The organism is Streptomyces sp. NPDC096339 (assembly GCF_044762985.1).
In the GTDB taxonomy this organism is placed as follows: domain Bacteria; phylum Actinomycetota; class Actinomycetes; order Streptomycetales; family Streptomycetaceae; genus Streptomyces.
The window spans coordinates 171141-194654 of the sequence record NZ_JBIWFI010000009.1 but is presented as its reverse complement, the minus strand read 5'-3'; the positions used below and the strand labels follow the sequence as shown (position 1 = coordinate 194654).

At 73.1% G+C, this 23514-nt stretch carries 18 protein-coding genes; 10 read left to right on the top strand and 8 right to left on the bottom strand.

Annotated features, from left to right (window positions below; genetic code table 11):
* Positions 1-6: 6 nt before the first annotated feature.
* The 5 genes from ACIQ5Y_RS15525 to ACIQ5Y_RS15505 form a co-directional block, all read right to left on the bottom strand.
* A complete protein-coding gene (locus ACIQ5Y_RS15525; protein ID WP_403879951.1) occupies positions 7-819 on the bottom strand; it encodes a Crp/Fnr family transcriptional regulator in 813 nt (270 codons plus the stop codon).
* Positions 816-2771 carry a dynamin family protein gene (locus ACIQ5Y_RS15520; RefSeq protein WP_403879949.1) on the bottom strand — a complete coding sequence of 652 codons (1956 nt, stop codon included), beginning with the start codon at positions 2769-2771 and terminating at the stop codon, positions 816-818. The genes ACIQ5Y_RS15525 and ACIQ5Y_RS15520 overlap by 4 nt, the downstream gene beginning before the upstream one ends.
* A 17-nt stretch (positions 2772-2788) precedes the next feature.
* Entirely contained in the window at positions 2789-4249 is a 1461-nt protein-coding gene (locus tag ACIQ5Y_RS15515) for an Hsp70 family protein (protein ID WP_403879947.1), read from the bottom strand.
* A gap of 100 nt (positions 4250-4349) precedes the next feature.
* Positions 4350-5138 (bottom strand): hypothetical protein, encoded by a 789-nt coding sequence (locus tag ACIQ5Y_RS15510; RefSeq protein WP_403879945.1) that lies wholly within the window; start codon positions 5136-5138, stop codon positions 4350-4352.
* Between the two features lie 218 nt (positions 5139-5356).
* On the bottom strand, positions 5357-7006 hold the full coding sequence (locus tag ACIQ5Y_RS15505) for a dynamin family protein (RefSeq protein WP_403879943.1): 1650 nt from the start codon (positions 7004-7006) through the stop codon (positions 5357-5359).
* Between the two features lie 152 nt (positions 7007-7158).
* Here ACIQ5Y_RS15505 and ACIQ5Y_RS15500 point away from each other — a divergent pair, with 152 nt between their 5' ends.
* From ACIQ5Y_RS15500 to ACIQ5Y_RS15470, 7 genes are all read left to right on the top strand, one after another.
* Complete coding sequence (locus ACIQ5Y_RS15500) at positions 7159-7395, top strand: hypothetical protein (protein ID WP_403879941.1); 237 nt, start codon at positions 7159-7161, stop codon at positions 7393-7395.
* A gap of 246 nt (positions 7396-7641) precedes the next feature.
* Positions 7642-8622 carry a hypothetical protein gene (locus tag ACIQ5Y_RS15495; RefSeq protein ID WP_403879939.1) on the top strand — a complete coding sequence of 327 codons (981 nt, stop codon included), beginning with the start codon at positions 7642-7644 and terminating at the stop codon, positions 8620-8622.
* A gap of 349 nt (positions 8623-8971) precedes the next feature.
* The gene (locus ACIQ5Y_RS15490) at positions 8972-9211 is read left to right on the top strand and encodes a hypothetical protein (RefSeq protein ID WP_403879937.1); all 240 of its coding nucleotides are present in this window, start codon (positions 8972-8974) and stop codon (positions 9209-9211) included.
* Positions 9212-9531: 320 nt separating this feature from the next.
* A complete protein-coding gene (locus ACIQ5Y_RS15485; protein WP_403879935.1) occupies positions 9532-11079 on the top strand; it encodes an alpha/beta hydrolase in 1548 nt (515 codons plus the stop codon).
* 89 nt (positions 11080-11168) lie between these two features.
* Positions 11169-11717: a hypothetical protein gene (locus tag ACIQ5Y_RS15480; protein WP_403879933.1), complete on the top strand. Its 549-nt coding sequence runs from the start codon at positions 11169-11171 to the stop codon at positions 11715-11717.
* Positions 11718-12105: 388 nt separating this feature from the next.
* Positions 12106-12591, top strand: a complete 486-nt coding sequence (locus ACIQ5Y_RS15475) for a hypothetical protein (RefSeq protein ID WP_403879932.1) — start codon at positions 12106-12108, stop codon at positions 12589-12591.
* A gap of 92 nt (positions 12592-12683) precedes the next feature.
* Positions 12684-12905, top strand: a complete 222-nt coding sequence (locus ACIQ5Y_RS15470; protein ID WP_403879930.1) for a hypothetical protein — start codon at positions 12684-12686, stop codon at positions 12903-12905.
* A 64-nt stretch (positions 12906-12969) separates the two neighbouring features.
* On the opposite strand, the gene ACIQ5Y_RS15465 is transcribed toward ACIQ5Y_RS15470, so the two are convergent.
* On the bottom strand, positions 12970-13410 hold the full coding sequence (locus ACIQ5Y_RS15465) for a hypothetical protein (RefSeq protein WP_403879928.1): 441 nt from the start codon (positions 13408-13410) through the stop codon (positions 12970-12972).
* Positions 13411-13732: 322 nt separating this feature from the next.
* On the opposite strand from ACIQ5Y_RS15465, the gene ACIQ5Y_RS15460 reads away from it, so the two are divergent.
* Together ACIQ5Y_RS15460 and ACIQ5Y_RS15455 are read left to right on the top strand one after the other, a co-directional pair.
* Complete coding sequence (locus ACIQ5Y_RS15460) at positions 13733-18250, top strand: caspase family protein (RefSeq protein ID WP_403879927.1); 4518 nt, start codon at positions 13733-13735, stop codon at positions 18248-18250.
* On the top strand, positions 18247-19140 hold the full coding sequence (locus ACIQ5Y_RS15455) for a hypothetical protein (protein WP_403879925.1): 894 nt from the start codon (positions 18247-18249) through the stop codon (positions 19138-19140). The genes ACIQ5Y_RS15460 and ACIQ5Y_RS15455 overlap by 4 nt, the downstream gene beginning before the upstream one ends.
* 92 nt (positions 19141-19232) lie before the next feature.
* On the opposite strand, the gene ACIQ5Y_RS15450 is transcribed toward ACIQ5Y_RS15455, so the two are convergent.
* Together ACIQ5Y_RS15450 and ACIQ5Y_RS15445 are read right to left on the bottom strand one after the other, a co-directional pair.
* Complete coding sequence (locus tag ACIQ5Y_RS15450; RefSeq protein WP_403879923.1) at positions 19233-21272, bottom strand: M4 family metallopeptidase; 2040 nt, start codon at positions 21270-21272, stop codon at positions 19233-19235.
* Between the two features lie 431 nt (positions 21273-21703).
* Positions 21704-21844: a hypothetical protein gene (locus tag ACIQ5Y_RS15445; protein ID WP_403879921.1), complete on the bottom strand. Its 141-nt coding sequence runs from the start codon at positions 21842-21844 to the stop codon at positions 21704-21706.
* 156 nt (positions 21845-22000) lie between these two features.
* Here ACIQ5Y_RS15445 and ACIQ5Y_RS15440 point away from each other — a divergent pair, with 156 nt between their 5' ends.
* Positions 22001-23503, top strand: a complete 1503-nt coding sequence (locus tag ACIQ5Y_RS15440; protein ID WP_403879919.1) for a glutamate synthase subunit beta — start codon at positions 22001-22003, stop codon at positions 23501-23503.
* Positions 23504-23514 lie beyond the last annotated feature (11 nt).

Sequence of the window (23514 nt, the reverse complement as noted above, 5' to 3'; positions counted from 1 at the left end):
TGCCGCTCATTCACGGGCGGAGTCGTCCGGCGGGTCGTAGGCGCACAGTGCGCTCAGTCGGGCCGGGTCGAGGACGAGGAGGCGGCGGTAGCCCGTCTCCAGGACCCCCTCCCGGCGCAGCGAGGCCAGCAGGCGCTCCACGGTGGAGGCGCCGACGGTGGCCAGACCCCCCAGGGACCGCTGGCTGAGCGTGAGTTCCAGCAGCACCGTGCCGTCCGGCCGCCGCACCCCGTACTCCTTCGCCAGCTCGTCGAGGATGCGGGCGAGGCGGCGGCGGGCGTCGCAGCCCTTGGTCTCCACCCGTCGCCGGGTCGCGGTCCGCAGCTTGCGCACCACGCTGCGCAGGACTTGCAACTGCGCGGCGGGGTGGCCGTGCAGGACGCCGATGAAGGAGGTCGGCGAGATCCGCAGGGCCGTGACCGGTCCGGCCGCGGTGACCGTCGCGGTCCGGGCGCTGCCGTCCAAGACGGCCATCTCCCCGACGAGTTCGCCGGCCGGGCGGATCGCCAACAGGGCCGTCGCGAGCCGGTCCGTGACCCCGGTGACGACGACCACCCCGTCGAGGAGGACGAACACCGAGTCTCCCGGCGCGCCTTCCAGGATCAGCGTCTCCTGGTCCTCGTACGTGCGCCGGGTGCCGAGCCGCAGCAGGACGTCCCGGTCCTCGCCGTCCAGGGTGTCCAGCAGGCTGCCCGCCGCCCAGCGGGGCTGCTCGCCGCCGCTGCCCCCGCTCCTGCCGCGCCCCGCCGAAGCGGGCGCGCCCCGCGGCGCCCCCGCCGAGGGGGCGCCGCGGGACGTCCGGGACCGGCCGGGGCTCACGCGCCCCCCTTCGCCCCGTCGGCCCCCGCGGCCGCCACGCCGGCGGAGGGTGCGGGACCCCGCAGCCGCTCCACCCGCTCGCGCAGCTCCCGGCACTCCCCGCCGATCCGTTCCAGCTCGGCCAGCCGGCGGCGTACCAGCGGTAGACGCTCCGCACGCTCCCTGGCCGTGGCCGCCCGGGTCTTCTCGAGCCGTTGGAGCGTGGCCCGGAGCGCCTCGGACCGGGCGCCGAGCTGGTCCTCGAGTGCCGCGGCGAGCGCTCGTGAGCAGTCCTTCACCTGGTGCGAGAAGTCCTGCTCGACCCGACGGCGGCTCGACTCCAGCATCGGGAGCACACGCTCCTTGAGCCGGGTCGCGTACTCCTTGTTCCGGCGGGCCTCCAGATCCGCCTGGGCCTGCCTGCCACCACCGAACCAGCCGGCGATCTGGCCGAGCAGGCCCCCGACGATCGATCCGACGATGGTGCCGATCACCGGCGCCACCATCGTCCCGATCACCGCCCCGGAGGTGGAACCGAGCCCGCCCGCTGCCCTGCCGCCCGACCAGATCGCCCGGAACCGGCGCCAGCCGTCGCCCTCCTTCGGCCCGTCGACACCTTCCTTCAGGTCGCCGAGGTCCATCCGGTCCGGGCGGTACGCGGAATCGGCCGCCTGCGCCGTCAGCGACACCGACGTCAGTGCGGCGTAGTGGTCGGCCACCTTCGAGGCGACCCGTTCGAGGTCCCGGTGGGCCCGGTCGGCGGCGTCGACGAGTGCGGTCGTGGCCTCCTGGAGCAGCGCGTCCGGGTCGCCGAGGGCCCGTGGCTGTTCGCACGCCCGACGGAAGGCGTCCCGTGCCGCGTCGATGTCGGAGGTGAGTCGCGCCCTCACCGGCCGGGTCTCGCGCTCCAGCTCGTCCTGGAGGTCGCGCCGCCACCGGCCCTGCCCGGAGCGCAGTTGGGCCACCTTCTCCTGGGCCTCCTTCATCTGCCCCTCCACCGCGGCCAGCCGCTCGCCGCTCTCCAATGCGGCCTCCTCGTTCGCGAGGGGGGCACAGGCTTCCCCGAGGGCATCGTCGAGGCGGTCCAGCGCCCGGTGCAGGGCGGAGGTGCCGCAGGTGTCGGCGAGCCCGTTCCACAGGGCTGCCTCCAGTTCGGGGAAGCCGGACTCGGCCAGCAGGTCCGGGTCCTCGTCCTCCTCGGCCTCCCACAGCCGGTACGCGGAGACCGGGACGACGACCAGTTCCTGCGGCGCCGCCCCGGAGACGGCGGCGATCCGTTCGCGGGCCTCGGCGACCACCGGGGCCGCCAGGACCACCTTGTCGATCATCGTGACGGCGGTGACGATGACCGGGCACTGCTCCAGCGCGTACCGCAGGAAGTCCAGCTCGACGGTGGCCAGCGGTTCGATGGCCGCCCCGACGAACAGCACCGCGTCGGCCCTGGGCAGGAAGGCGTGGGTGACCGCGGTGTGCGCCGCGTTCAGGCTCCCGACGCCCGGGGTGTCCACCAGGACGAGGCCGGAGCGCAGGGGGGCGAAGGGAGCCTCCATCTCGATCCGCTCCACACCCCTGGCGTTGCCGGGGTTGCCCTGCTCGGTGGCGTACCGGTGCACCTCGTCCAGCGGGACCTCGAAGGGATCCGGGCGTTCGTCGGGGCGGTGGGGGTCGGGCAGCGGGCAGATCAGCGCACGTTCGCGCTCCCCCCAGCGCAGGGTGGCGACCACCGAGGTGGTGACGTCGACGTCGACGGGGAAGAGCCGGCGGCGCCGGACCAGGGCGTTGAGCAGGCTGGACTTGCCGCGCCGGAACTCGCCGCAGACCACGACGAAGAACTGTTCGGAGGCCAGCCGGTCGCGGCTCTCGGCGAGCACGCGGCGGCGGGTGGCGGCGGAGTCCTCGTCGAGCACGCCGAGGACGGTGGAGTGGAAGGCCAGGACGTCGGCGCGCAGCCGGTCCAGAAGGGTCTTCGACATGGTGTGGTGTCCGTCCCTCAGCCGTTCGCGTTGATGCCGAAGTAGATCGCTCCGCCGATCACGCCGATGACGATGAGGAACGGGGCATTGGTGATGCCGGCGGCGATGCCTCCGACGATCAGCCCCAGACCGGCCCCGATCAGCGCCATCTTCCCGGTCTCGCTCATCGAGGACGAGGACGATGTCGTCGGTGGCTTGAACACGGCGGACGGGGCGGACGCGGCCGCGGCGCGGGCCTCGGCCTGCCGCTCCTCGCGGCGTTTGGCCTCCAGCCGCTCGTTGCGCTCGCGGCGCTTGCGCTCCGCCGCGGCCTCCTCCCTGGCCCGCTCCTCGGCCTCCTTGCGGGTCTTCTCCTCCTCCTTCGCCAGCCGTGCGGCCTCGCGGGCCTCCATTTGCCGACGCGCGGTGAGCACGGCCCCGCGCACGACCGCCAGTTCGGGCTCGTCGACGATCTGTACGGCCGCGACGTCGCCGCAGCGTTCGGCCAACATCGCGCCCACCAGCGGCATCCGGCTCGCGCCGCCGACGGGTACCACCCTGTCGAGGTCCTCCCAGGTCATGCCCGCCTCCGCGAGCACCGACTCGCACACCGACAGCGTGCCGAGCAGCGCCGGACGCACGCGTTCCTCCAGATCGGCCCGCTCCAGCGTCAGTTCCACCGGTTCCCGCAGCTCCGCCAGCAGGGCCTCGTGGCGGGTGGTGTGCGAGAGCCGGATCTTGGCCGTCTCACAGGTGTCGAGGAGCTGGTGGCGGCGGCGCAGCACGTCCTCGTCAGCCGCAGGGCCGTCGAGCACTTCGGCCACGGGCCCGGTGAACCGTTCGCGCAGCAGCCGCACCACGCTGTCGGTGAAGTCGGCCCCGCCCACGGTCTCCGTACCGCCCTTCGCGAGCACCTCGAACCTGCCGTCGGGCTGCCGTTCGGCGACCGCGCAGTCGAAGGTGCCACCGCCGAGGTCGTAGACCAGCACCGTGCCCGGCCCTTGGAGGGCGTCGGCGAAGGTGGCCCGCACCGCCGCCACCGGTTCGGACTCCAGCTTGACCAGCTTGCGGGGGAAGCCCGCCTCGACGGCTGCCTTCAGGATCTCGTCGCGGCGCGAGCGCTCCCAGGTCACCGGGACCGTGATCACCACCCGGTCGGGGCGGCCGGGCACCGCCTTCTCGGCCTGCTCGCGGAGGAACTCGAGGACCCTGGCCGCCAGCTCGCGGGGGGTGTACGCGCGCTCGCCGAGCGGCTGCCCGGTCTGCGAGCCGATGTCCCGCTTGAAGTTCCGGCGGTAGTCGGCCGGGCGCTGGGCCTTGGTGCGGTCGGCCGCGGCGCCCACCAGCAGCCTGCCGTCGGGGGCGAGGCCGACGGTGGTCGGTATGGCGCTCTGCCCGGAGACGGGGTCGGTGACCCGGACGAGACCGCCCTCCGCGGTGCCCACCATGATGGACGAGTTGGACGTGCCGAAGTCGATTCCGTAGACGAGTGCGGACATGCCGTGCTCTCCCTTGCCTTGCCCTGCCCCGGTCTCCCGGGGATCCGCCGGCCGCCCCCACGACGGCCGCCCTTCGTGCCGCGCCGGTGCGCGGGACGGCTCAGCCCTGCGGGCGCTGCGTCGCCCCGCGCGGTTCGTCGCGCCGCGCGTGTTCCCCTTGCGGGACGTCACCCGGCTCGCTGACCTGTACTTCCCGGCTACCGGCCCCCGTGCCCGCCTCGGGAGCGGGGGCGATGTCCGGGGCGGCCGCCGCGTCGGGGCCCGGAGCGGTGGCGACCACCTGCTGCGGGCGCAACATGAGCTCCCGCCACCGGTAGCCCGGCCGGACCGTCGCCACGATCCACCCCGACTGCCCGCCCGGTCCGGCGGGCACGCCGCGCAGGACCTCGTGCCGCGCCGGGTCCACCGGTCCGGTGTCCCGTACCTCGGTCAGCTCCGACTCGGCCAGCAGCGTCCGGATCCGGCGCTCCAGCCAGCGCAGGACCGCCTGCGGTTCCAGCCGGCCCGACTCCGTCCCGTCCCGTACGTCCACGAGCTGGTCGGCGGTACGGATCAGCTCCGCCAGCACCGGGTGCGGTCGCAGTGCCGCCTCCCGCAGGTCGCGCAGGTCCACGGCCAGTTTGCGGGACTCCTCCCGCTGTTCGGCCAGTTCGCGTGCGGTCCGTGCCGCCTGGGTCGCGAGTTGCCGCAGTCGACTCAACTCGCTTGTGGCTTCGGCCAGTTCCTCCCGGGCCGCGTCCGCTTCCTCGCGGGCGAGGGAGGCTCGGGCCCGTTGGAGGTCCAGCTCGGCCGTCAGCCCCTCCTCGTGGCGGGACGCGGTCCGCCGCCCGAAGATCCGGCCCGGCAGCCGGCCTTCCGTGCGCTCCCGCGGATCCTTGGGTGTGTCCATGGCCATGCCCTCCCCTCGTGTCGCCGCGTTCGGCGGCGCCCTTGTCGTGATCGCTCGACCCGCCCCGCTCGGTGCACCTGCTCGACGCACCCGCTCGATGCATACGGCCGGGCCGCACCCCGGGCCTGCCGACGGTGCAGGCGGTGCCCGGTGGTGCTCCGGCGGGCCGGTCCCGCCCGTGGGTCCGCGTACTCCCCGCCCGGTCGCCGTGTGCGGGGCTACGCCGCCCCGACCCGGTCGAGCAGGTGCTCGTACCCCCTTCGCACGCACCCGGCGGCCCGTTGCGAGGCCCGGTCCAGGCCCGGGTCCACCTCGCGCGTCGCCCACCGCCGCACACCGGCCAGGGCGGCCTCGGCCAGTGCCTCGCGGGGGGCGTCCGCGGGCAGGCCCAGCCGGGCCGCGGTGTCCGTCCCGTACTCCCCGGTGATCCGCAGCAACTGCTCGATCTCGGCCGGCGCGAGGGCCAACTCGCCCCGGTAATGGGCCTCCAGTACTTCCAGTTCGGCGAAGCCCGGGGTGCGGTCCCGCAGCCGCTCCAGCCTGCCGGCGGTCTCACCGAGGGAGCGGTGCGGCGGTGTGCCGCCGCGCAGGGCGTCGCGCCGCATGATGGCGACCTCCCGCCCGGCCCGCTGCAGTCCCTGCCCGAGCTTGATCAGGGTCGCGCGGTTGCCGAAGTGGCGGACGATCAGGTCGCGCAGCCCGCGGACTCCGCTGACTTCCACGAGCCGCGCCCGCAGTTCCTCCTCGCCCGCCCCGTCGCGCAGCAGACCGCAGGCCAGGTGGATGCCCCAGACGCCGAGCCGTTGCACCAGCGCGAGTCGGTGGGCGGCCGGCAGGTCCACGTCCCGCACCTGCTCGGCGGAGCCGAACCGGCCGGCGTCCGCGAGCCGGCGGGTCAGCCGGCGGGGCTCGACGCGGGCCAGGTCGGTCAGGTGGTCGAGCTCGTCGGAGGTCAGCGTCTGCGCGCCCAACCCCAGCAGCCCGGCCACCGGGACCATTGCGAAGAACAGCCCCCGCACCTCGGGCCGGCCCATCAGTCCCTCCGCGATGCGGGCCGACTCGGCCATCGGGTCCCAGGTCAGCGGGTCGTTGTCGCCGGGCAGGTCCGGCCCTGGCGGCCACTGCTGGTCGCAGCGGCTCAGTACGCCGAAGGCGCTCATCGGGGTCAGCCCGAGCCCGCCGCCGCCCAGGAAGTCCGAGACCCCTGCCCGGTCGCGGTCGTGCAGGCCCCGGTCGAACAGGTACAGCACCGCGTCGGCCCCCTCCACCTCCCGCACGCTGTCCTCGTGGACGCTCTCTCCTGTCCGGCCGCTCGCCCGTAACGCCTCCTCGTGCGCGGCCCGGTCGGAGACCCCGTCGAAGGCCGAGATCCTCAGGTAGGCGCGGGTCCCTTCGGAGTCGAGCCCGTGCACACTGCCCAGCCCGGGGGTGTCGGCCAGGCGGAAGGAACGAAGCAGTTCGTTGGGCAGGCCGTATTCGACCCGGCTCACCCGCCCCAGCAGCCGCGCCGCGTCCTCGCTCCGGTTGGTCATCCGGTGGAAGTCGGCCGGGGTGACCTGCTCCGAGCCGCCGTCCTGATGGTGGACGGTCACCACCCGCTGCTCGGCGAAGCACAACTCGGCCACGGTGTAGGTGAGTTCGAGCTGGCCCGTCAGCGTGATCTCCTCGCCGAGCAGGGCGTTGACCAGGGTCGACTTGCCCCGTTTGATCTGCCCGGCCACCGCCAGCCGCATCGGCTCGCCCAACTGGTCCGCGGCCCGCCGCAGTTCCTCCGCGAGCGTCTCGGCGGCGGCCCCGCCCCGCTCGACGTGCCGGGCGCAGGCGCGCAGCGCCTCGGCCGCCCCGTCGAAATCGTTCTGGTTCTCCACGTCCCGTTCCCCTGCCCGGGTGCCCGCTCCGGGTGCCCGGAAGGCGCCCATTGTGCCCATCACGCGGCCCACCGCACAGCGTTTTCGCGATCCTCTCGACGGCCTGGCCGGGTGCCGCCATCATGTGGGCGACCGACCAGGGGAGGGGCCCCATGAGCACCGGCGACGCGCACACGTGGGACGACGGGCGGCTGACCGAGGACGATGTCATCGAGGCCGCCGACGGCACCGGCTACACCTCGGTGTCCTCGTACACGGCCGGCGAGGACGGCCATGAGCCGGATTACGACGACGAGTACGACACCGCCTACGACGACGGCGATACGCACGAGGACCACGACGACCACGACTCCTACGACTCCTACGACGACGACCACGATGACGTCTGATCGCCCGCTGACGACGCCGACGACGCTGAGGATGCTGACGACGCGGCCGACAGCGCCGCCGACGGCGCGGCCCTTTGCGGGCCGACCGTCCTCCGCGCGTCGGCGGTACCGCGAGGTTAGGAGGCGCCGGCCGGGCGGATTCCCTCCGGCGAGGGAGTTCCGGCGCCCGCTTCCCGCCCGTTTCCCCCATCCCCGAAGGGAGCCGACCCGTGGCCCGCACCCCGCACCCGCCGCCCGCCGCCCGCCGTGCGCAGGCTGTGCCTCGTCGTGGACGTGGAGAAGTACAGCAGCCGGCCCAACCCCGCGGCCCTCGACGTGCAGGACCGGCTGCTCTGGGCGGTCTTCCAGGCATGCAGGGCCGCCGGAGTGGACCCCACCGGCTGCGCCCGACAGGACCAGGGCGACGGCCAACTCCTCGTCATGCCGGCCGGTATCGATGAGGGACATGCCCTCCCCGGCGTCATCCGGGCACTGCGCAGCGCGCTGCACCAGCTCAACCGCCGGCCCGGGCCTGGTGGCCGGATCCGGCTGCGCGCATCGGTGGCCCAGGGGCTGGTGCACGACGCGGCGACGGGCTTCGTCGGGGACGCGGTGGTCCACGCCTGCCGGGTCCTGGACTCCCGCCAACTGCGCGAGGTCCTCGGTGGACGCCAGGACAGCGACCTGGCGCTCGCCGTCACCGACGACCTCTACCGGGACGTGCTCACCCAGCAGTACGGGGAACCGTCCGCCGACCAGTTCTCGCCCCTGCTGGTCACCGTCCCGGGGAAGGGGTTCCGGGCGCGCGGCTGGGTCCACGCCCCGCGCGCCGGGGCCGAGCGTGGTCTCATACCGCCGTACCCCGGGCCGGGTCACGGCGGGGCGGCCCCGGCGGAACACCGTACGGGCTGGGCCCGGACGGTGGCCGCCGGGGCCATCCCGGCGGCCGGCGCGGGCATCGCCGTGTGGGCGGTGACGCGGACGCCGTGGGACGCGTCCGACCACCCCCTCGGCGACGACGGCCATCCCACCGACGCCGCCGGGGCGGACGGACACGACAGCGTGCCGGGGGCGGCGCTCGCGCTCCTGCCGGAGGCGGGGGAGGAAGAGCCGCACTGGGAGAACCGGGACGACGGCCTGCACGGGCCGGAGGACGACGGCTACGACGACGGCCACGACGACGGCCACGACGACGGCTGGGAGGACGACACCTCCTGGCACGACGATTCCGACGACGCCTTCCCGTAGGGCCGTCCGGGCGTGCCGGCAGGTGGCGCGTCGTGCGGCCCGGGGCCCGATCGGGCACCGGAAACAGCGGCCCGGCGGTGGCCGCCGGGCCGCCCGCTTCCGGTGCCCTTCGCCTTGCGGTTGGCGACTGGTCGTGGCGTACGGCGCCGACTCGGCGGGCATCCGCAGCCCCGCCGCGCCCCCGAGCCGGGGGAGCGGGCAAAACCAATGCCGGAACGACGGGCGGCCTCCGCGTCATCGACTTCGAGGGGGCGCGCGATGCCGCTCCCGCGAGATCACCGTCACCTGGAACGAGCAGGACCGGCAGGGCGAGACGGGGCCGGCCGGGACCGCCGACACGACCCCGGCTTTGGGAGAGATCGTCACGGTGCCTCCGGGTGAGAGTCGTTCGAGCTTCGCCGTCTGTCCTCCCGGCCAGAAGGCGATCTCCGGCGGTCACCTTCTGGGCGACGGGCTCGTCCCCACCGCCTCGAACCGGATCGGCACGAATACCCCCGACGACACCTGGCACGTTCTGATGTACCACCCCGCCAACGATGACCGCGGCACCCCCAACGACGGTCGGGCCATCGCCCATTGCGCAGCGTGAGGGGGTACGAGAAGGGGCGATCCACCGTCGTCAGGCCTGCCATCTCCGGCGCACGCGTACCACCCACCCCCGGTCGAAAGGCTGCTCAGGTGTCGGCGGTGCGGTGCTTCGCGGTCGGCCGTCGCGCCGGCCGAGATCCCGATTGACGGGCCCGACGGCGTGCTGATGAGCATCGAGCAGGCCCGACCGCCAGGCGGTCACCGCAGCCGGGGGTGGTGCTGGCACCACCCCGGATGCGGGCAGTGGGGGGATCGTCCGGCGGGCCGAGTTCTCGGAGGATCGGGGCGTACCGAATCGATCCGACCGGGGGAACCATCCACATGCACCTCTTCAAGAAGCCCGCGCGGTGGGCCACGGCCGCCGCGTGCGGGCTGCTCGCGCTCGCCGCCCTGCCCGCGTCGCCGGCTACCGCCGCCGGTACCAAGGGCGGCGCGCCGGCCGTGCCCGCGCGGTACGCGCAGCAGCGCCTCGACTGGCAGCCGTGCCAGTCCGGCGCGCTGGAGTGCGCCTCCATGACGGTGCCGCGCGACTGGTACCACCCGGGCACGGGGGCGGACCTGACCGTCGCGGTGTCCCGGCACCGGGCCGCGGACCCCGCCGCACGGCGGGGCGTGCTGATGATGGCGGCCGGCGGGCCGGGCGCCTCGGGGCTGGGCCGGCCGGCGGGGCTGGCGGCGTACTCGCCCAAGCTGGCGGCCTCGTACGACGTCGTCGGCTTCGACCAGCGCGGGGTCGGGGCCAGTACGCAGGTGATCTGCTCCGACCAGGACGCGGTGGACGCCCTGTTCACCAGCGGCGACCTGCGTGACCGCTCTCCCCGGGCCGTGGACGCCACCGTGGACCGGGCGCGGAACTTCGTACGGGACTGCGAGCGGCGGTCGGGCGACCTGCTCCCGTACATCACCACCGACCAGGCCGTGCACGACATGGACCTGTTCCGGGCGCTGCTCGGCGAGTCGAAGGTGTCCTACTACGGCCCCTCGTACGCCACCTTCCTCGGCGCCTACTACGCGACCGAGTTCCCGCGCCGGGTCGACCGGGTGGTGCTCGACAGCAACATCGGCTTCACGGGCAGTTGGCAGCAATTCCTGACGGGCCAGCCGATGAGCTTCCAGCGTCGGTTCGAACAGGACTTCCTGCCCTGGCTCGCCGAGAACGACGCGACGTACCACCGGGGCCGGACCGCCGAGGAGGCCAAGGCCTCGTACGAGCGGCTGCGCAGCACACTGGGCGATCACCCCCTGGACCTGGAGGGGACGGTGGTCACCCCGAACCACCTCGACGCCGCCGCCACCTCCCTCATCTACAGCGGCGACCGCTTCCCCGACCTGGCGATGCTGCTCGGTGTCCTGGAGCAGCCGCAGGCGGCTCCGCCGGCCGCACGCGAGGCCCTGGCCGAGAAGCTGAAGCACCCGCTGGGGGCGCAGTTCGCGGCGGACTTCTTCTCCGTCATCTGCCAGGACACCCCGTGGAACCACGACAGCGCGTACTGGGTCAGCCGGAGCGCGGCCGACGGCGCCGCGTACCCGATGGCCGGAGCCCGTGAGCTGACGTTCGCCTCGGTCTGCGCCGCCTGGCCGCGCTCCCGGGCGCCCCGGGTGCAGGTCACCGGGCGGGGGCTGCCGCCGATCATGATGCTCAACTCGCTCCACGATCCGGCCACTTACCACGAGGGCGCGCTGCGGGCCCACCGGGGGACGGCCGGCTCCCGGCTGATCACCGTCGGCGGCGGCGACCACGGCGTCTACCAGTCGCACAACCCCTGCGTGGACGCGTACGTCGAGGGCTTCCTCGTCGAGGGCCGGATGCCGGCCGAGGACGCCTCGTGCGAAGGCAGGCCGCTGCCCGACCCGACCGCCGGCCGATAGGTCGTCGTCTCTCCAGATCCTGCCGGTCAAGTCACGGGCGGCGCGGGTCAGGCAAGATCGGGAAGAGACGACCTGACCGAGGGAGAACCGTGAATCTGTCGTTCGACAAGCCCCCGGCATACGATCTGGGGTCTGATGCCGACCTCGGCATGTGGCTGGCGGAGTGGGGCGAGTACGCGGGCCGGATCGTCCACCTCGGTCCCGACGACGGCCGCAGCCACGGACAGCTGTGCTGGGACGTCCTGGCGCCCACGGGACTGCTCGCTCCGGACTGCGGCGATTGCGACCACGGGCACGGCGGCCCGCGCACCCCGGACCGGATGGAAGCCGCGCTGGCGAGGCGGATTCCTGCGGACGAGGTGCCGTCCTGGACGGCGGCCACGCTGGTCCGCCCCCTCGCCTACCGGGGCGGTGGCACCGACGGGGCGATGCGCCGCCTGGCCGAGGCCATCGCGGTTGGGCTGGCGGAGTTGTTGGGGCCGGACGCCGACTGGCGTGCCAACGGCCATGCCGCCTACCGGGAGGCGGCCCTCGGCAACGTCACGTGGACACCGGTCACCGAGGCCACCTTTGACGCGGCCATGGTGGGAATCGGCAGTGGGCGTGCCGTGGTCGTCGTCGCCACGGACGAGGACTGAGGCGGCAGGAGAATCGTTCCGGCGCGGCGGCTGCGCTCGTATGTCAGTCCAGCTCTTGCCCGAGAACCTGCACGGTCCTCGCGTCGGATCCCGACGAGGTCACCGAGCGCGGCCGTGGATCCTCCCGCAGGTCTCGTCCGGCCCTGCCCCGCCCCCGCCCCGCCGCGGCGCCACCGGCGCCAGGCACCAGGCAACGGGCACGAGCCTCCGTCTTCCCAGGCTGACCCATCCCTCGGGACTCTGCAAACAGGCCCCTCGTAGTCCGTGCGGTCGACACCCCGGACCCGGTCGGAGACGATGGACTGACTGCTGCCGGTCAACGCGAAGCCGTACCGGACGCCACGGGCCACGAGCCGTTCCCCCAGGACCCCTGCCGAGGAGTGCAACCATGCGCCGACACGCACGCACCTCCGCTGCCCTGATCGCGCTGGGCGTTGCGGCGCTCGCCGCGTCGCCGACGGCGGCGTACGCCGCCCAGCCCTCCGCCGCACCCGCTGCGACCTGCACCGTGTCCGCCGCCGACTCGGCGGACCGGGTCACCGTCGCGGGCCAGGGGTTCGCGCAGGGGCGGGCCGAACTGTCCTCGCCGCGCGGAGGCACGACCTCCTTCAACGTCCCGGACGCCGGAGCCTTCCAGATCGGGAACAAGCCCGACGACAGGTACGCGGTCACCCAAGGCGGCCGCACCACCGTGTGCACGGGAGGAACGAAGCCGACCACCACCCCGGGCACGACCTACAAGGCGGGCCTCATCGCGGGCTGGGACGCCGTACGCGCCAACTGCGATGCCAAGGCTCCGGCCTCGGCCAACAAGGCGTTCTCGGACGGGTGGAATAAGGGCGCGTCCGTGGCCGAGGACGTCTTCTGCGGATGAAACGAGTGGGGTTACGCCGCTGCACGCGCCGGCCTCGCGGACCCGCAGGTCCTGGTCTCCGGGCTGGACGAGGAGGGCAGGCCGGCCCCGGTGTGGCGGACCGTGTCCGGGCCTCGCTCCGGCCGATGGGCTTCCTGCCGTGGCGCGAACTCGGAGCCCACACCGAGTACTTCGGTGGCCTTGACGTGATCGTCGGGCTCAACAGCGGTTACGGCGACTTCGAACTCGTCGCCTACGGGCGCACCGCCGAGGCGATGGAGCGGCTCGCGCATACGCTAGGCGTCGACTGGACGGATCGGCTCTCCGACGTGTGAGATCCCCGGTGATCCGCTCTCCTCCGCGGGCCGCCTGGGAGCCTGCCCCGGGTGGTCCCGGTGGTCAGTAGGTGGGGCAGAGGTTCGCTTCCACGGCCACGAGGATGCCCGCGCTCTTGGTGGTCCCGAACCCGTTGGGGTGAGTCGGCCCGATGAACCGCTGTTCGACCTGGCTGACGCGCTTGGTGATGTCCTTCTCGTCCTTCATAGCCTGACACTGGCTGAGCCCGCGTGAGACGGCTTTGTCGTCCTTGCCGTCGACGATCTCGGGGTCGATCGCGTTGAGCGCCGCGAGGTACGTGGCGCGCTGGGCAGGCGCAGGGCTGGGCGGGGTGCCGGCGGCAGCGGCGGCCGAGGCGGGCGCGTTCGGGTCTGCGGACGGCGCGGCTTTCGTGGCGTTTGGCGCCGGACTTGCGGCGGCCGGTGCCTTGGTGTCGCTGGAGCAGCCGGTGAGGGTGAGGATCCCGGCGGCGGCGAGGACGGTGATGGCGTGGTGTGTGCGCATCGGGTCAGCTTCGCCGTGCTGGGGTTGCTCTGGGTGGTCTGTGATGATCCTGTGACGCACGAAAGCCTCGCACGCGGGGCTGTCGTTGGGCCGGGCTCCCGTCCGCATTCTCCACCAGGCCACCGCCGTCGGCGGCGGGTTCGCCTTCCCCGACGGCAGCGACGCCTCAAGCGATGTCGCGGTGCCCCCCCCGCCAGGCATCCGGCGTACGCGACTTGCGCGGTACGACCCCGGCCAGGTGATCTCCCCGTTGCCCTGACACAGAGGTCACGGAGTCTCTATCTTCGGTGGTGCCGGGGAGAGCGTGGGCAGGGCGGGAGACGTGGCGGACGAAGCGGCGGACGGCTCGGGGGACGCGCTGCGGCCGCGGCATCTGGTGCTGTCGTTCGGCCAGCCCCTCGAGCGCACCGAGGACGGTGACTCGCCGAGGCCCGAGCTGGACCCACTCGAGAACGCCCCCGAACACGCCTCGCAGGTCGCGCGGGCCTTCACCGGTCTCGGCTACACAGTGGTCGAGGTGACCGCCCCGGGCCGGAACTTCGCGGCGCTGGTCGAGGCAGCGCTGGAAAGCGCGCACGCCGACGTGCTGGTCGTGCATTTCGCCGGGCACGGCGAACTCGCCCGCCACGGCAGCGGGCAGCTGTACCTCCTGGACGGTGCGGGCAGACCCATGAAGCCGCCGGTGAGCCGGTGGATCGAGCTGATCGAGGACGACCGACCGGACCACCGGCCGATGACACTGTTCATCCTGGACGTCTGCCACGCGGGGCAGCCGGCCGTCCTGTCGTGGCACGGACAGATGGACCCGGCCGCGCGCCGGGCCTGGGTCCTGGCCGCCACCGGCCCCACGGACCGGGCGTACGACTTCCGGCTCAGCCGGGCGCTGGTGAGCGTACTGGCCAAGTACCGATCGGGCGAGATCCGCTTCGATCCGTCCGTCCGGTACATCCCGGCGCCCGCCGTCTGGCGGGAGATCGGCCACGCGGTGGACGGCCTGTGGCAGCGGGCCGACGGCCTGGAACAGCGGATCGGCACGAGCCTCGTACCCTCCCACGCGGACCTCTCCCATCTGCCGTTCTTCCCCAACCCCGCCTACCGGGAGGACGGAAACCCCGTCGCCGGTCTGCCACCGGAGATCGCCCGGCTCACGGACTGGGCGGGGATGGACCCCGGGCACTTCATGCGCCGCGCCGGGGGCGCCGAGCCCGTCGGCCGGGGCTGGGAGAAGGGCTACTTCGCGGGCCGCGAGGAGGAACTCGGCGAACTCACCCCCTGGCTCGACGGGACCACGCCCGCACCCGGCCTGCGCGTCGTCACCGGCAAACCCGGTGCGGGCAAGTCCGCGCTGCTGGGCATCCTCGTCTGTGCCGCCCACCCGTTGCTGCGCGAACACACCGAGCTGCTCTGGCGGGCGCTCGGCGAGCGGGCACCGGGGAGGAACGAGCGGATCGCGGTGGTCCACGCCCGCCGGCTCGCGCGCGAGCAGATCGTGGACTCCCTCGCCCGCCAGTTGCGCCACATCCGCGGCCCGGCCGATCCACCGCGGGTATCCGGTGGCCACCCCGCCGAGCCGGACGCGGAGCCGCCGGACCCGATCAAGGAACCCGCCGACTTCCTGCTGCACTTGCTGCCGGCCGACGGACCTCCGGTCACCGTGATCGTCGACGCCCTCGACGAAGCGATCCTGCCCGAAGACCTCACCACCACCGTCCTGATCCCCCTCGCGCAGCACGCACGGACGCCGGGGAACCGGCTGCGACTGCTGGTCGGCACCCGCGACGACCCGCGGTTCCGCGCACTGATCGACCTCGCCCAGGCCCACAACGGCTGCACCGACCTCAGCACGACCGGCCCGGCCACGCTCCGCAGCGCACTCGGCACGTACGTCAGCCGGCTCCTGACCACCGACGGCTCCCCCTACGCCGACGCCTCCCGCCGCCCGGCACGCAACGCCCTCGCGGGGGCCATCGCCGGGCAACTCACCGACCACGACGACCAGGATCCGCACGAACGGCGCGATGCCCTGCAATGGGGGGAGTTCCTGACCGCCGGGCTCTACGTCCACTACCTCCTGACCACGGAGGAAGCCCGCGACACCGTGGAGGAAGCCGCCGACCTGGGCCGCGCCGTCCCCCGCACCCTCCCCGCCTTCCTCGACCTCGACCTGCGACGCCACCGCGCACGTCCGCTCCTGCGCCCGGTACTGACGGCCCTTGCCTTCGCACAGGGCCGGGGGATGCCGGAATCCGTACTCGCCGAGGCCGCGGTGGCCTTCACCGCATCCGGGGACGAGGGCCCGGTCCCGTGGAAGGAACTGCAAGAACTCCTCGACGGCGAGGCCCGCTTCTACCTGCGCCGCGAGGTCGACGACGACGGAACCACCCTCTACCGGCTCTTCCACGAGGGCCTCGCGGACTGGATGCGGGACGACCCGGCCGGAGCGCACCCCGCAACGGACGGCGCCGGGCGGACCACGACAGGAGCCTCCCTGCGCGTCGCGCTGTACGAGCGGCTGATGGGATGCGTGGACCGCGATGACGAGGGCCGTCCGCAGTGGGAGCGTGCCCTCCCGTACCTGCTGCGGCACATCGCTCGGCACGCGGTGGACGCCGGCCGGGTCGACGCTCTCATCGAGGACATCGGCTTCCTCATCCACGCGGATCCTCATGGCCTCGCGGAGGCCATGACCCTCACCCGCTCCGACCAGGCCCAGCTGAACGCCGCCGTGTACCGGGCCTCCTGGGGCGTCCACCGGGACTTGCCCGCGGGAGCCAGGCGCCAGCTGCTGGCCCTGGACGCGGCCCGTTTCGGTCACCGGAGGCTGCGGGCCGAGTTGCCGGGCGACCCCGACTGGCGCGTGCGGTGGGCCACGGGGAGCCAGGTCTCACCGTCTCTGGTCCGCGTCCTGCCCAGGCTCGGCGAGCCGGGCTACGGCCTGTCGATGGCGGTGGTGGAGCTGGACGGCCGCCCGCACGTGATCACCGTCGGCTTTCTGCAGCCGGCCGAAGTGTGGGACCTCACCACGGGAGTGCTGATCCGGACCGTGCCGCTCACCGGCCTCACGCGGGCGATGGCCGTGGCGGAGTTGGACGGCCGGCCGGTCCTGCTCGTCGACGGCCGGCACGGGCAGGTACAGGTGTGGGACATCGCCACCGGGGCCCGCGTCCGCACGCTGACCGGTCACACCGCGGACGTGACGGCAGTGACGGTCGGGCAGCTGAAGGGCAGGGCCTACGCGATCACCAGTGCCGAAGACGGACAGGTGCGGGTCTGGAAGCCGGCGACCGGAAAGCCCGCCCATGCTCCGGCACGCCTGGCGGAAGAGGGCTGGAGCGTGGCGGCGGGAAGGTACAACCGCGACATGGTCCACCCGCGGGCGAAGAAGCTGGTCGTATTGAGCGGCCGACTGTACGCGATCGTCGAGGGCGTGGCCGGCTGGGGCGCGTACGCGCGGGTCCGGCAGTGGGACCCGGTCACTGACACATGGACCATCCCGATGGGACGTTTCGACGGCCTGACGGACGTCGTGGCGGTGGCCGAGGCGTTCGGCCGCCCGCACGCCTTCACCGCGCGCCGTAACGGTCAGGTGGACGTCTGGGACCTGACCACCGGCGGGTGCGTCCGTACCCTGACCGGCCACACCGAGGAGGTGTCCACGGCCGTCGTGGCACAGGTGCACGGCGGGCCGCACGTCTTCACCGGCAGCCACGACGGTCAGGTGCGGGTTTGGGACCTGGCCACCGGCGAGTGCGTCCACACCCTCACCGGCCACACCGAGAACGTTCCCGTGGTCGCGGTGACGGAGCTGAACGGCCGCCCGCACGTCCTCGGCGCCGGCTGGGACGGTCAGGTGCGGGTCTGGGACCTGGCCAGGAGCGTTCCCCGTCAGGCTCTGGCGGGCCACACCGGCGCGGTGACGGCCGTCGCGGTGGTGGAGCTGGACGGCCGTTCGTACGCCGTCACCGGTGGCGGTGACGGAGACAGATCGGTGCGGTTGTGGGACCTGGCCACCGGCGAGTGCGTCCGCACCCTGACCGGTCTCCGTCGCGAGGTGTACACGATCACGGTCGCGGAACTCGACGGCCGCCCGATCGTGGTCGTCGGCACCGGACAGGACGAGGTCAAGCTGTGGGACCCGGCCACCGGCGACGTCGTACGCACCATCCGCACCGGTCGGCGCTTCCAGATGCCGGCGGCGCTGGCCGTACTGCACGGTGACCCGCACGTGATCACCACGACCATCGACATGGACGGTGACGGGGTGGTCGAGGCCTGGGCCCTGGCCACCGGCGCCCGGAGGGGCTACGCCGCCAACGGGCATTACCAGGTCTACAGGACCTACGCCATCGCAGTCGCCTCGCTGGGAGGACGTCCACACGCGATCGACTGCGGCGCCTTCGGCGACGTGTTGATCTGGGACCTCTCCCCCGAAAAGCTCGTGCAGAGGCGCGTTCTGGCCGGTCACACCGGCGCGGTGTACACCGTCGCGGTCACGGAGCTGGAAGGCCGCCCGTACGCGGTCACGGGAAGCGAGGACGGGACCGCGCGGCTGTGGGACCTGAACACCGGGACTTGCCTGCGCACCCTGGTCGGTCACAACGGCGCGGTACGGGCGGTCGCCGTCGCGGAGTTGGAAGGCCGCCCGTACGCGGTCACGGGAAGCGAGGACGGGACCGCGCGGCTGTGGGACCTGAACACCGGGACCTGCCTGTCCACCTTCCATCTCCCCAGCACCTGTAGTGCCGTGGCCGTCACCCGTGACGGCACGGTCGTCCTAGGCGTCGTCAACGAGGTCGTCGTACTCGACGTCACCACACCCCTGAAAGGCAGGATCCGTTGACCAGCCCCCTCGCCCCAGCCCCGGCCCTGCGGATCGTCGCCGTCCACGGCATCGGGAACAGCTTCGGAGCCGGAGTCCGCGCACCCCGCTCGGAGGAGCTCCGCGCACTGAAGGCCGCCCTCTGGACCCGTCACCTGGCCGGCGGTCTCGGCGTCGCGCCCGACCGGCTCGACCTCGACTTCGCCTACTACGCCGACAAACTGGCCGGCGAACACGTCGCCCAGGGGTCGGGGGACGACGACCTCCTCGACGATGCGGCGTCCGAGATCCTGCAAGGGCTGGCCCGCGCGCTGGGAGTACCGGACGAGGCGGCACAGGGGCACGCGACGATACCGCTGAGGGCCTTCTCGTCCTGGGTGGCCCGTCGGTTCGACCTCGCGGAGGGGCCGCTGCGGGTGTTCCTGCGCATGTGGTGCGGTGAGGTCGCCGCCTACCTGAGAGCCCCCGACGCCCACGAGCGACTGGCGGCCCGGGAGGAAGTGGCGGAACGGATCGCCCGCCACCGGCCCAGGATCCTGATCGCCCACTCCCTGGGCTCGGTCGTCGCCTACGAAGCCCTGCACGCCCACCCGGAACTGCAGCCCGAACTGTTCCTCACCCTGGGCTCGCCCCTGGCGCTCCCGCGAGCGGTCTTCGACCGGCTCACCCCCGCACCCCGCCCGGACGGCCCCGCCCCGAGAGGAGTCCGCATGCCGGGCGGCACGCGCTGGGTCAACATCGCCGACCCCGGCGACCCGGTCGCAGTCCCTCCCCACCTCGCAGGCTTCTTCGACGGCATCAGTCTCGACCACACCACCACCGTCAGCGGCCTGTTCCGCTTCCACCACGCGACGAGCTACCTCCAGGCCTCGACGACAGCCGCCACCGTCGCTCCGTACCTCGGCATCTGAGTCGGCGGGCGGGCCCCCGGTTCGGGCATGCGGAGGTGCCCGGAGCCGTGGTGGCTCCGGGCACCTGTCTCAGACCATGGCCGGTCGGTCGGTCAGAAGGTGAGCTTGAAGTCGGTGATCGTGCCGACGTCGGCGGCGGCCTTGTCCTGGACCTTCAGCTTCCAGGTGCCGTTGGCCGCCACGGCCGAGGCGTTCACCGTGTAGGTCTTGTCCAGGTTCGCCGTGGAGTCCGAGGAGGAGTTCTGCAGGCGGAACGAGGTCCCGTTGGGGGCCACCAGGTCGATCTGGAGGTCACCGACGTAGGTGTGGGTGATCTTCACACCGACCTTGAGGGTGCTCGGCGCGTTGCCGGTGATGCCGGTGACGGCGACCGACGAGGTGACCGCGGGGCCGGGGGAGTCCGGGATGGCCACGCGGGTCGTGCTCTCGAAGACCTTGCCCGGGGTCGGGGTGCCGCCGCCCGAACGGGCGCCGACGTTGACGGCGGCCCAGGCGTCGGTGACGCCGTTGACCTCGGGACTGCCGGCCCCGTACAGCTCGGTCGCCGCCGCGATCGTGCCGGCGCGGGCACCGGCGTAGTCCGTGGTGGAGTTGAACTTGGTGGTGAGCGCCTTGTACCAGATGAGCTGTGCCTTGTCCCGGCCGATGCCGGTGACGGGCAGGCCGTCGGAGGTGGGCGAGTTGTAGCTCACGCCGCCCACGACCTTGGCGCCGGAGCCTTCGGAGGCCAGGTAGAACCAGTGGTTGGCCGGGCCCGAGGAGTAGTGGACGTCGAGGTTGCCGACGCCGGAGTACCAGGCGTCGGCGGAGCCGCCGTCCTTGCTCGGCTTGTCCATGTAGCGCAGCGGGGTGCCGTTGCCGTTGATGTCGATCTTCTCGCCGATGAGGTAGTCGCCAGGGTCGCTCGCGTTGTTGGCGTAGAACTCGACGGACGTGCCCATGATGTCGGAGGTGGCCTCGTTCAGGCCGCCCGACTCGTTGCTGTACTCCAGGCCCGCGGTGGCCGCGGTGACGCCGTGCGACATCTCGTGGCCGGCGACGTCCAGCGAGGTCAGCGGGTCGTTGTTGTTCGTCCCGTCGCCGTACGTCATGCAGAAGCAGCCGTCGTCCCAGAACGCGTTGACGTAGGCGTTGCCGTAGTGGACGCGGGAGTAGGCGGCGACGCCGTCGCCGCGGATCCCGGAGCGGCCGAAGACGTTCTTGTAGAAGTCCCAGGTGACCCCGGCGCCGTAGGCGGCGTCGGCGCCCGCGGTGGCGGCGTTGGAGTTGGCGCCGTTGCCCCAGGTGTCGGTCGACTGGGTGAAGAGCGAGCCCGTGCCGGACGTACCGTGGTTGAGGTTGTAGGTCTTGTGGCCGCCGCGGGCCGCGTCGTTCAGCGTGAAGTTCGAACCGGACGACGAGGTGCCGAGGGTGACCTGGCCGCTGTAGTGGGTGTTGCCGACACCGGTCTCGATGCCCTGCCACTGGTGGAGCTTCGCGCCCGTCTTGGCGTCGGTGATGACGTGGAGCTGGTTGGGGGTGCCGTCGTCCTGGAGCCCGCCGACGACGGTCTCGTAGGCCAGGGTCGGCACGCCGTTCGCCATCCACACGATCTTGCGGGGGGCGGCGTCGGCCTTGTCGGCCTTGGAGCCGACCGCCTTCGCGGCGTCGAGGGCCTTCGCGGAGGCGGTCGTCGGAGCGTCGGCCGGGGCGGAGGTGGAGACGCCCTGGAGCTTGGCCTCGGACGCCTTGCCGACGCTCTGGGTGCGGTCGGCCGCGGTGCGGTTGACGACCAGGTCGCCGCCGAGGACGGGGAGTCCCTCGTACGTGCGCTCGTACCGGGTGTGGGTGCTACCGTCCTGGTCCTTGACCACGTCGCGGACGAGGAGCTTCTCCTGCGGGCCGAGGCCGAGTTCCTTGGCCGTGGCGGCCGTGGTGCTCTGCGCCTTGGCTATGAGCTCGGCGCGCTGGGAAGGGGTGAGCTGTGCGGGGAGCGCGCCCGGGTTGCGGACCTCGCCCTTGGGGGCGGCCGCGTTCGCTGACGGGTCGGGCTGCGCGTTGGCGGTGCCGGCCTGGACGCCGACGGTGAGGAGGGCGGCTGCGGCGAACAGGGCTCCCGTGGCGGTGGCGTTCCGCCGGTGCGTGGACTTCACGCGGACTCCTTCGATGCGTGGGGGGTGGAACCGGCGGCCGGGATGAGGCCGGCCGGGCGGAGCGTGTCGATCTCGTCCTGCTGGGGATGTGGAGAGGTTGCCAGCGATCTCCATGAGCGCCATGGACACGTCAGGTATTGGCCGAAACACGTCCGGATTCCGCCCTACCGCGTCCGCTGAACGGACGCTCAGGGCCTGGACGGTTGGGCTCATTCGCCGCCAACTCGCCTTATTTCGGGCGGTGCTTCACGCAGGTCAAGACAGTGAATGGCGTATTTCGCGATCAGGTAAAGCGTTCGGCATCAAGCGTCAAACAATCTTGTTCTGAACATGACTTGACGGATCTGATCGCGGAGCGGTCGCTCCGAGCGGCGCCACCCCCAAGGACGTCCGCAATGCGTCCAGCCCGTCGGGCGGCCAGTCCCACGTCTTCAGCCGTCCGGCCTTCCGGACGGCATCGAGAACGTGGTCGGCGGACGGCGCGGCACACCGGACATCTCGATGGCCGCCGCGGTCGACGGATGGACGCCCTGCGTGACGAGTACCGCGAAGCACTGGAGGACGTGATCCACGCGAAGGAGGAAGGCGTGCGCCTGGAGCCGCCGCTGCCGCGGCCGGGGACCGATTGGCCCGGACGGCGTAATCTGGGGGAAAGGTGATGTACGGCGCGCTTCGGGCGCGCCGTACCGCGCCTCTCACCTTTCGCACCCGGGTCAGGGAGGCGGCGAGTGACCGATCCGTTCGGCTTCCTCAAGATCCCCCGCAAGGCCGTTCCGGCGCGGCCCGTCGAGGAGCGGCTCGGGGACTGGCGTGAGGTGTACGCGGGGCAGGCCCTGCTGCCGCTGGTCCGCGAGCAGGCCGGCCGCTGCATGGACTGCGGCGTCCCCTTCTGCCACACCGGCTGCCCGCTGGGCAACCTGATACCCGAGTGGAACGCCTACAGCGCCCGCTCAGACTGGCACGCCGCCTACGAGCGGCTGCACGCGACGAACAACTTCCCCGAGTTCACCGGCCGGCTCTGCCCGGCGCCCTGCGAGGACGCCTGCGTCCTCGCGATCAACGCCGACCCGGTGACCATCAAGAACGTCGAGCAGACGATCGCGGACGAGGGCCGGCGGCGCGGCTGGATGACCCCCCGCCCGCCGGAGCGGCGGGGTGCGAGGTCCGTGGGGGTGATCGGCTCCGGCCCGGCGGGCCTCGCCGCGGCCCAACAGCTGACCCGGGCCGGACACCGGGTCGTGGTCCACGAGCGGGCCGACCGGCTCGGGGGGCTGCTCCGCTACGGCATCCCCGAGTTCAAGATGGAGAAGGAGCACCTCGAACGCCGGATCGAGCAGATGCGGGACGAGGGCACCTCCTTCGTGACCGACTCGGACGTGGGCGGGGCCGAACCGGCCGACGCGCTGCGCGGCCGTTACGACGCCCTGGTCGTCGCGGTCGGCGCCGGGGAGCCCCGGGAGCTCCCGGTCGCGGGGCGTTCCCTGGGCGGCATCCACCAGGCGATGGAGTACCTGACCTGCGCCAACCGGGTGTGCGCCGGGGACCGCCCGGCGTCCCCGGTGACGGCCGACGGCGCCCACGTGGTGGTCGTCGGCGGCGGCGACACCGGCTCGGACTGCCTGGGCACGGCCCTGCGGCAGGGCGCGCTGTCGGTGGTCCAGCTGGACATCAACCCCGAACCGGGGCCCGACCGGGCCGACGGCGAGCCCTGGCCGGTGCACCCGAAGGTGTACCGGATCTCCCACGCCCACGAGGAGGCGCGCGGCCGGGCGGGCCGTGACCCTCGGCTGTTCTCCAGTGCCACCCTGTGCTTCGAGGGGGACGCCGGAGGCCGGGTGCGGGCGCTGCGGCTGACCGCCGTCGAGGCCGGGGAGCGGCGGCCCCTGGCGGGCACCGATCGGGTGATCGAGGCCGGACTGGTCCTGCTGGCGCTGGGCTTCTCCGGGCCCGAGCGGGCCGGCGGGCTGCGCGAGCAGCTGGGGCTGGAGTACGACGAACGCGGCAACTTCGCGCGGGACGCGGACTTCGCCGCCGCCGGCGGACGGGCGCCGGGGGTGTTCGTGGCCGGGGACGCGGGCCGGGGCCAGTCGCTGGTGGTGTGGGCCATCGCCGAGGGCCGGTCGGCGGCCTCGGCGGTGGACCGCTACCTGACCGGCTCCACGGTCCTGCCGGCCCCGGTGGCGGCGCACGACCGGCCCATGACCGCGCTGGGGCGCCTGCGGTACGGGTGAGCTCCCGGCGC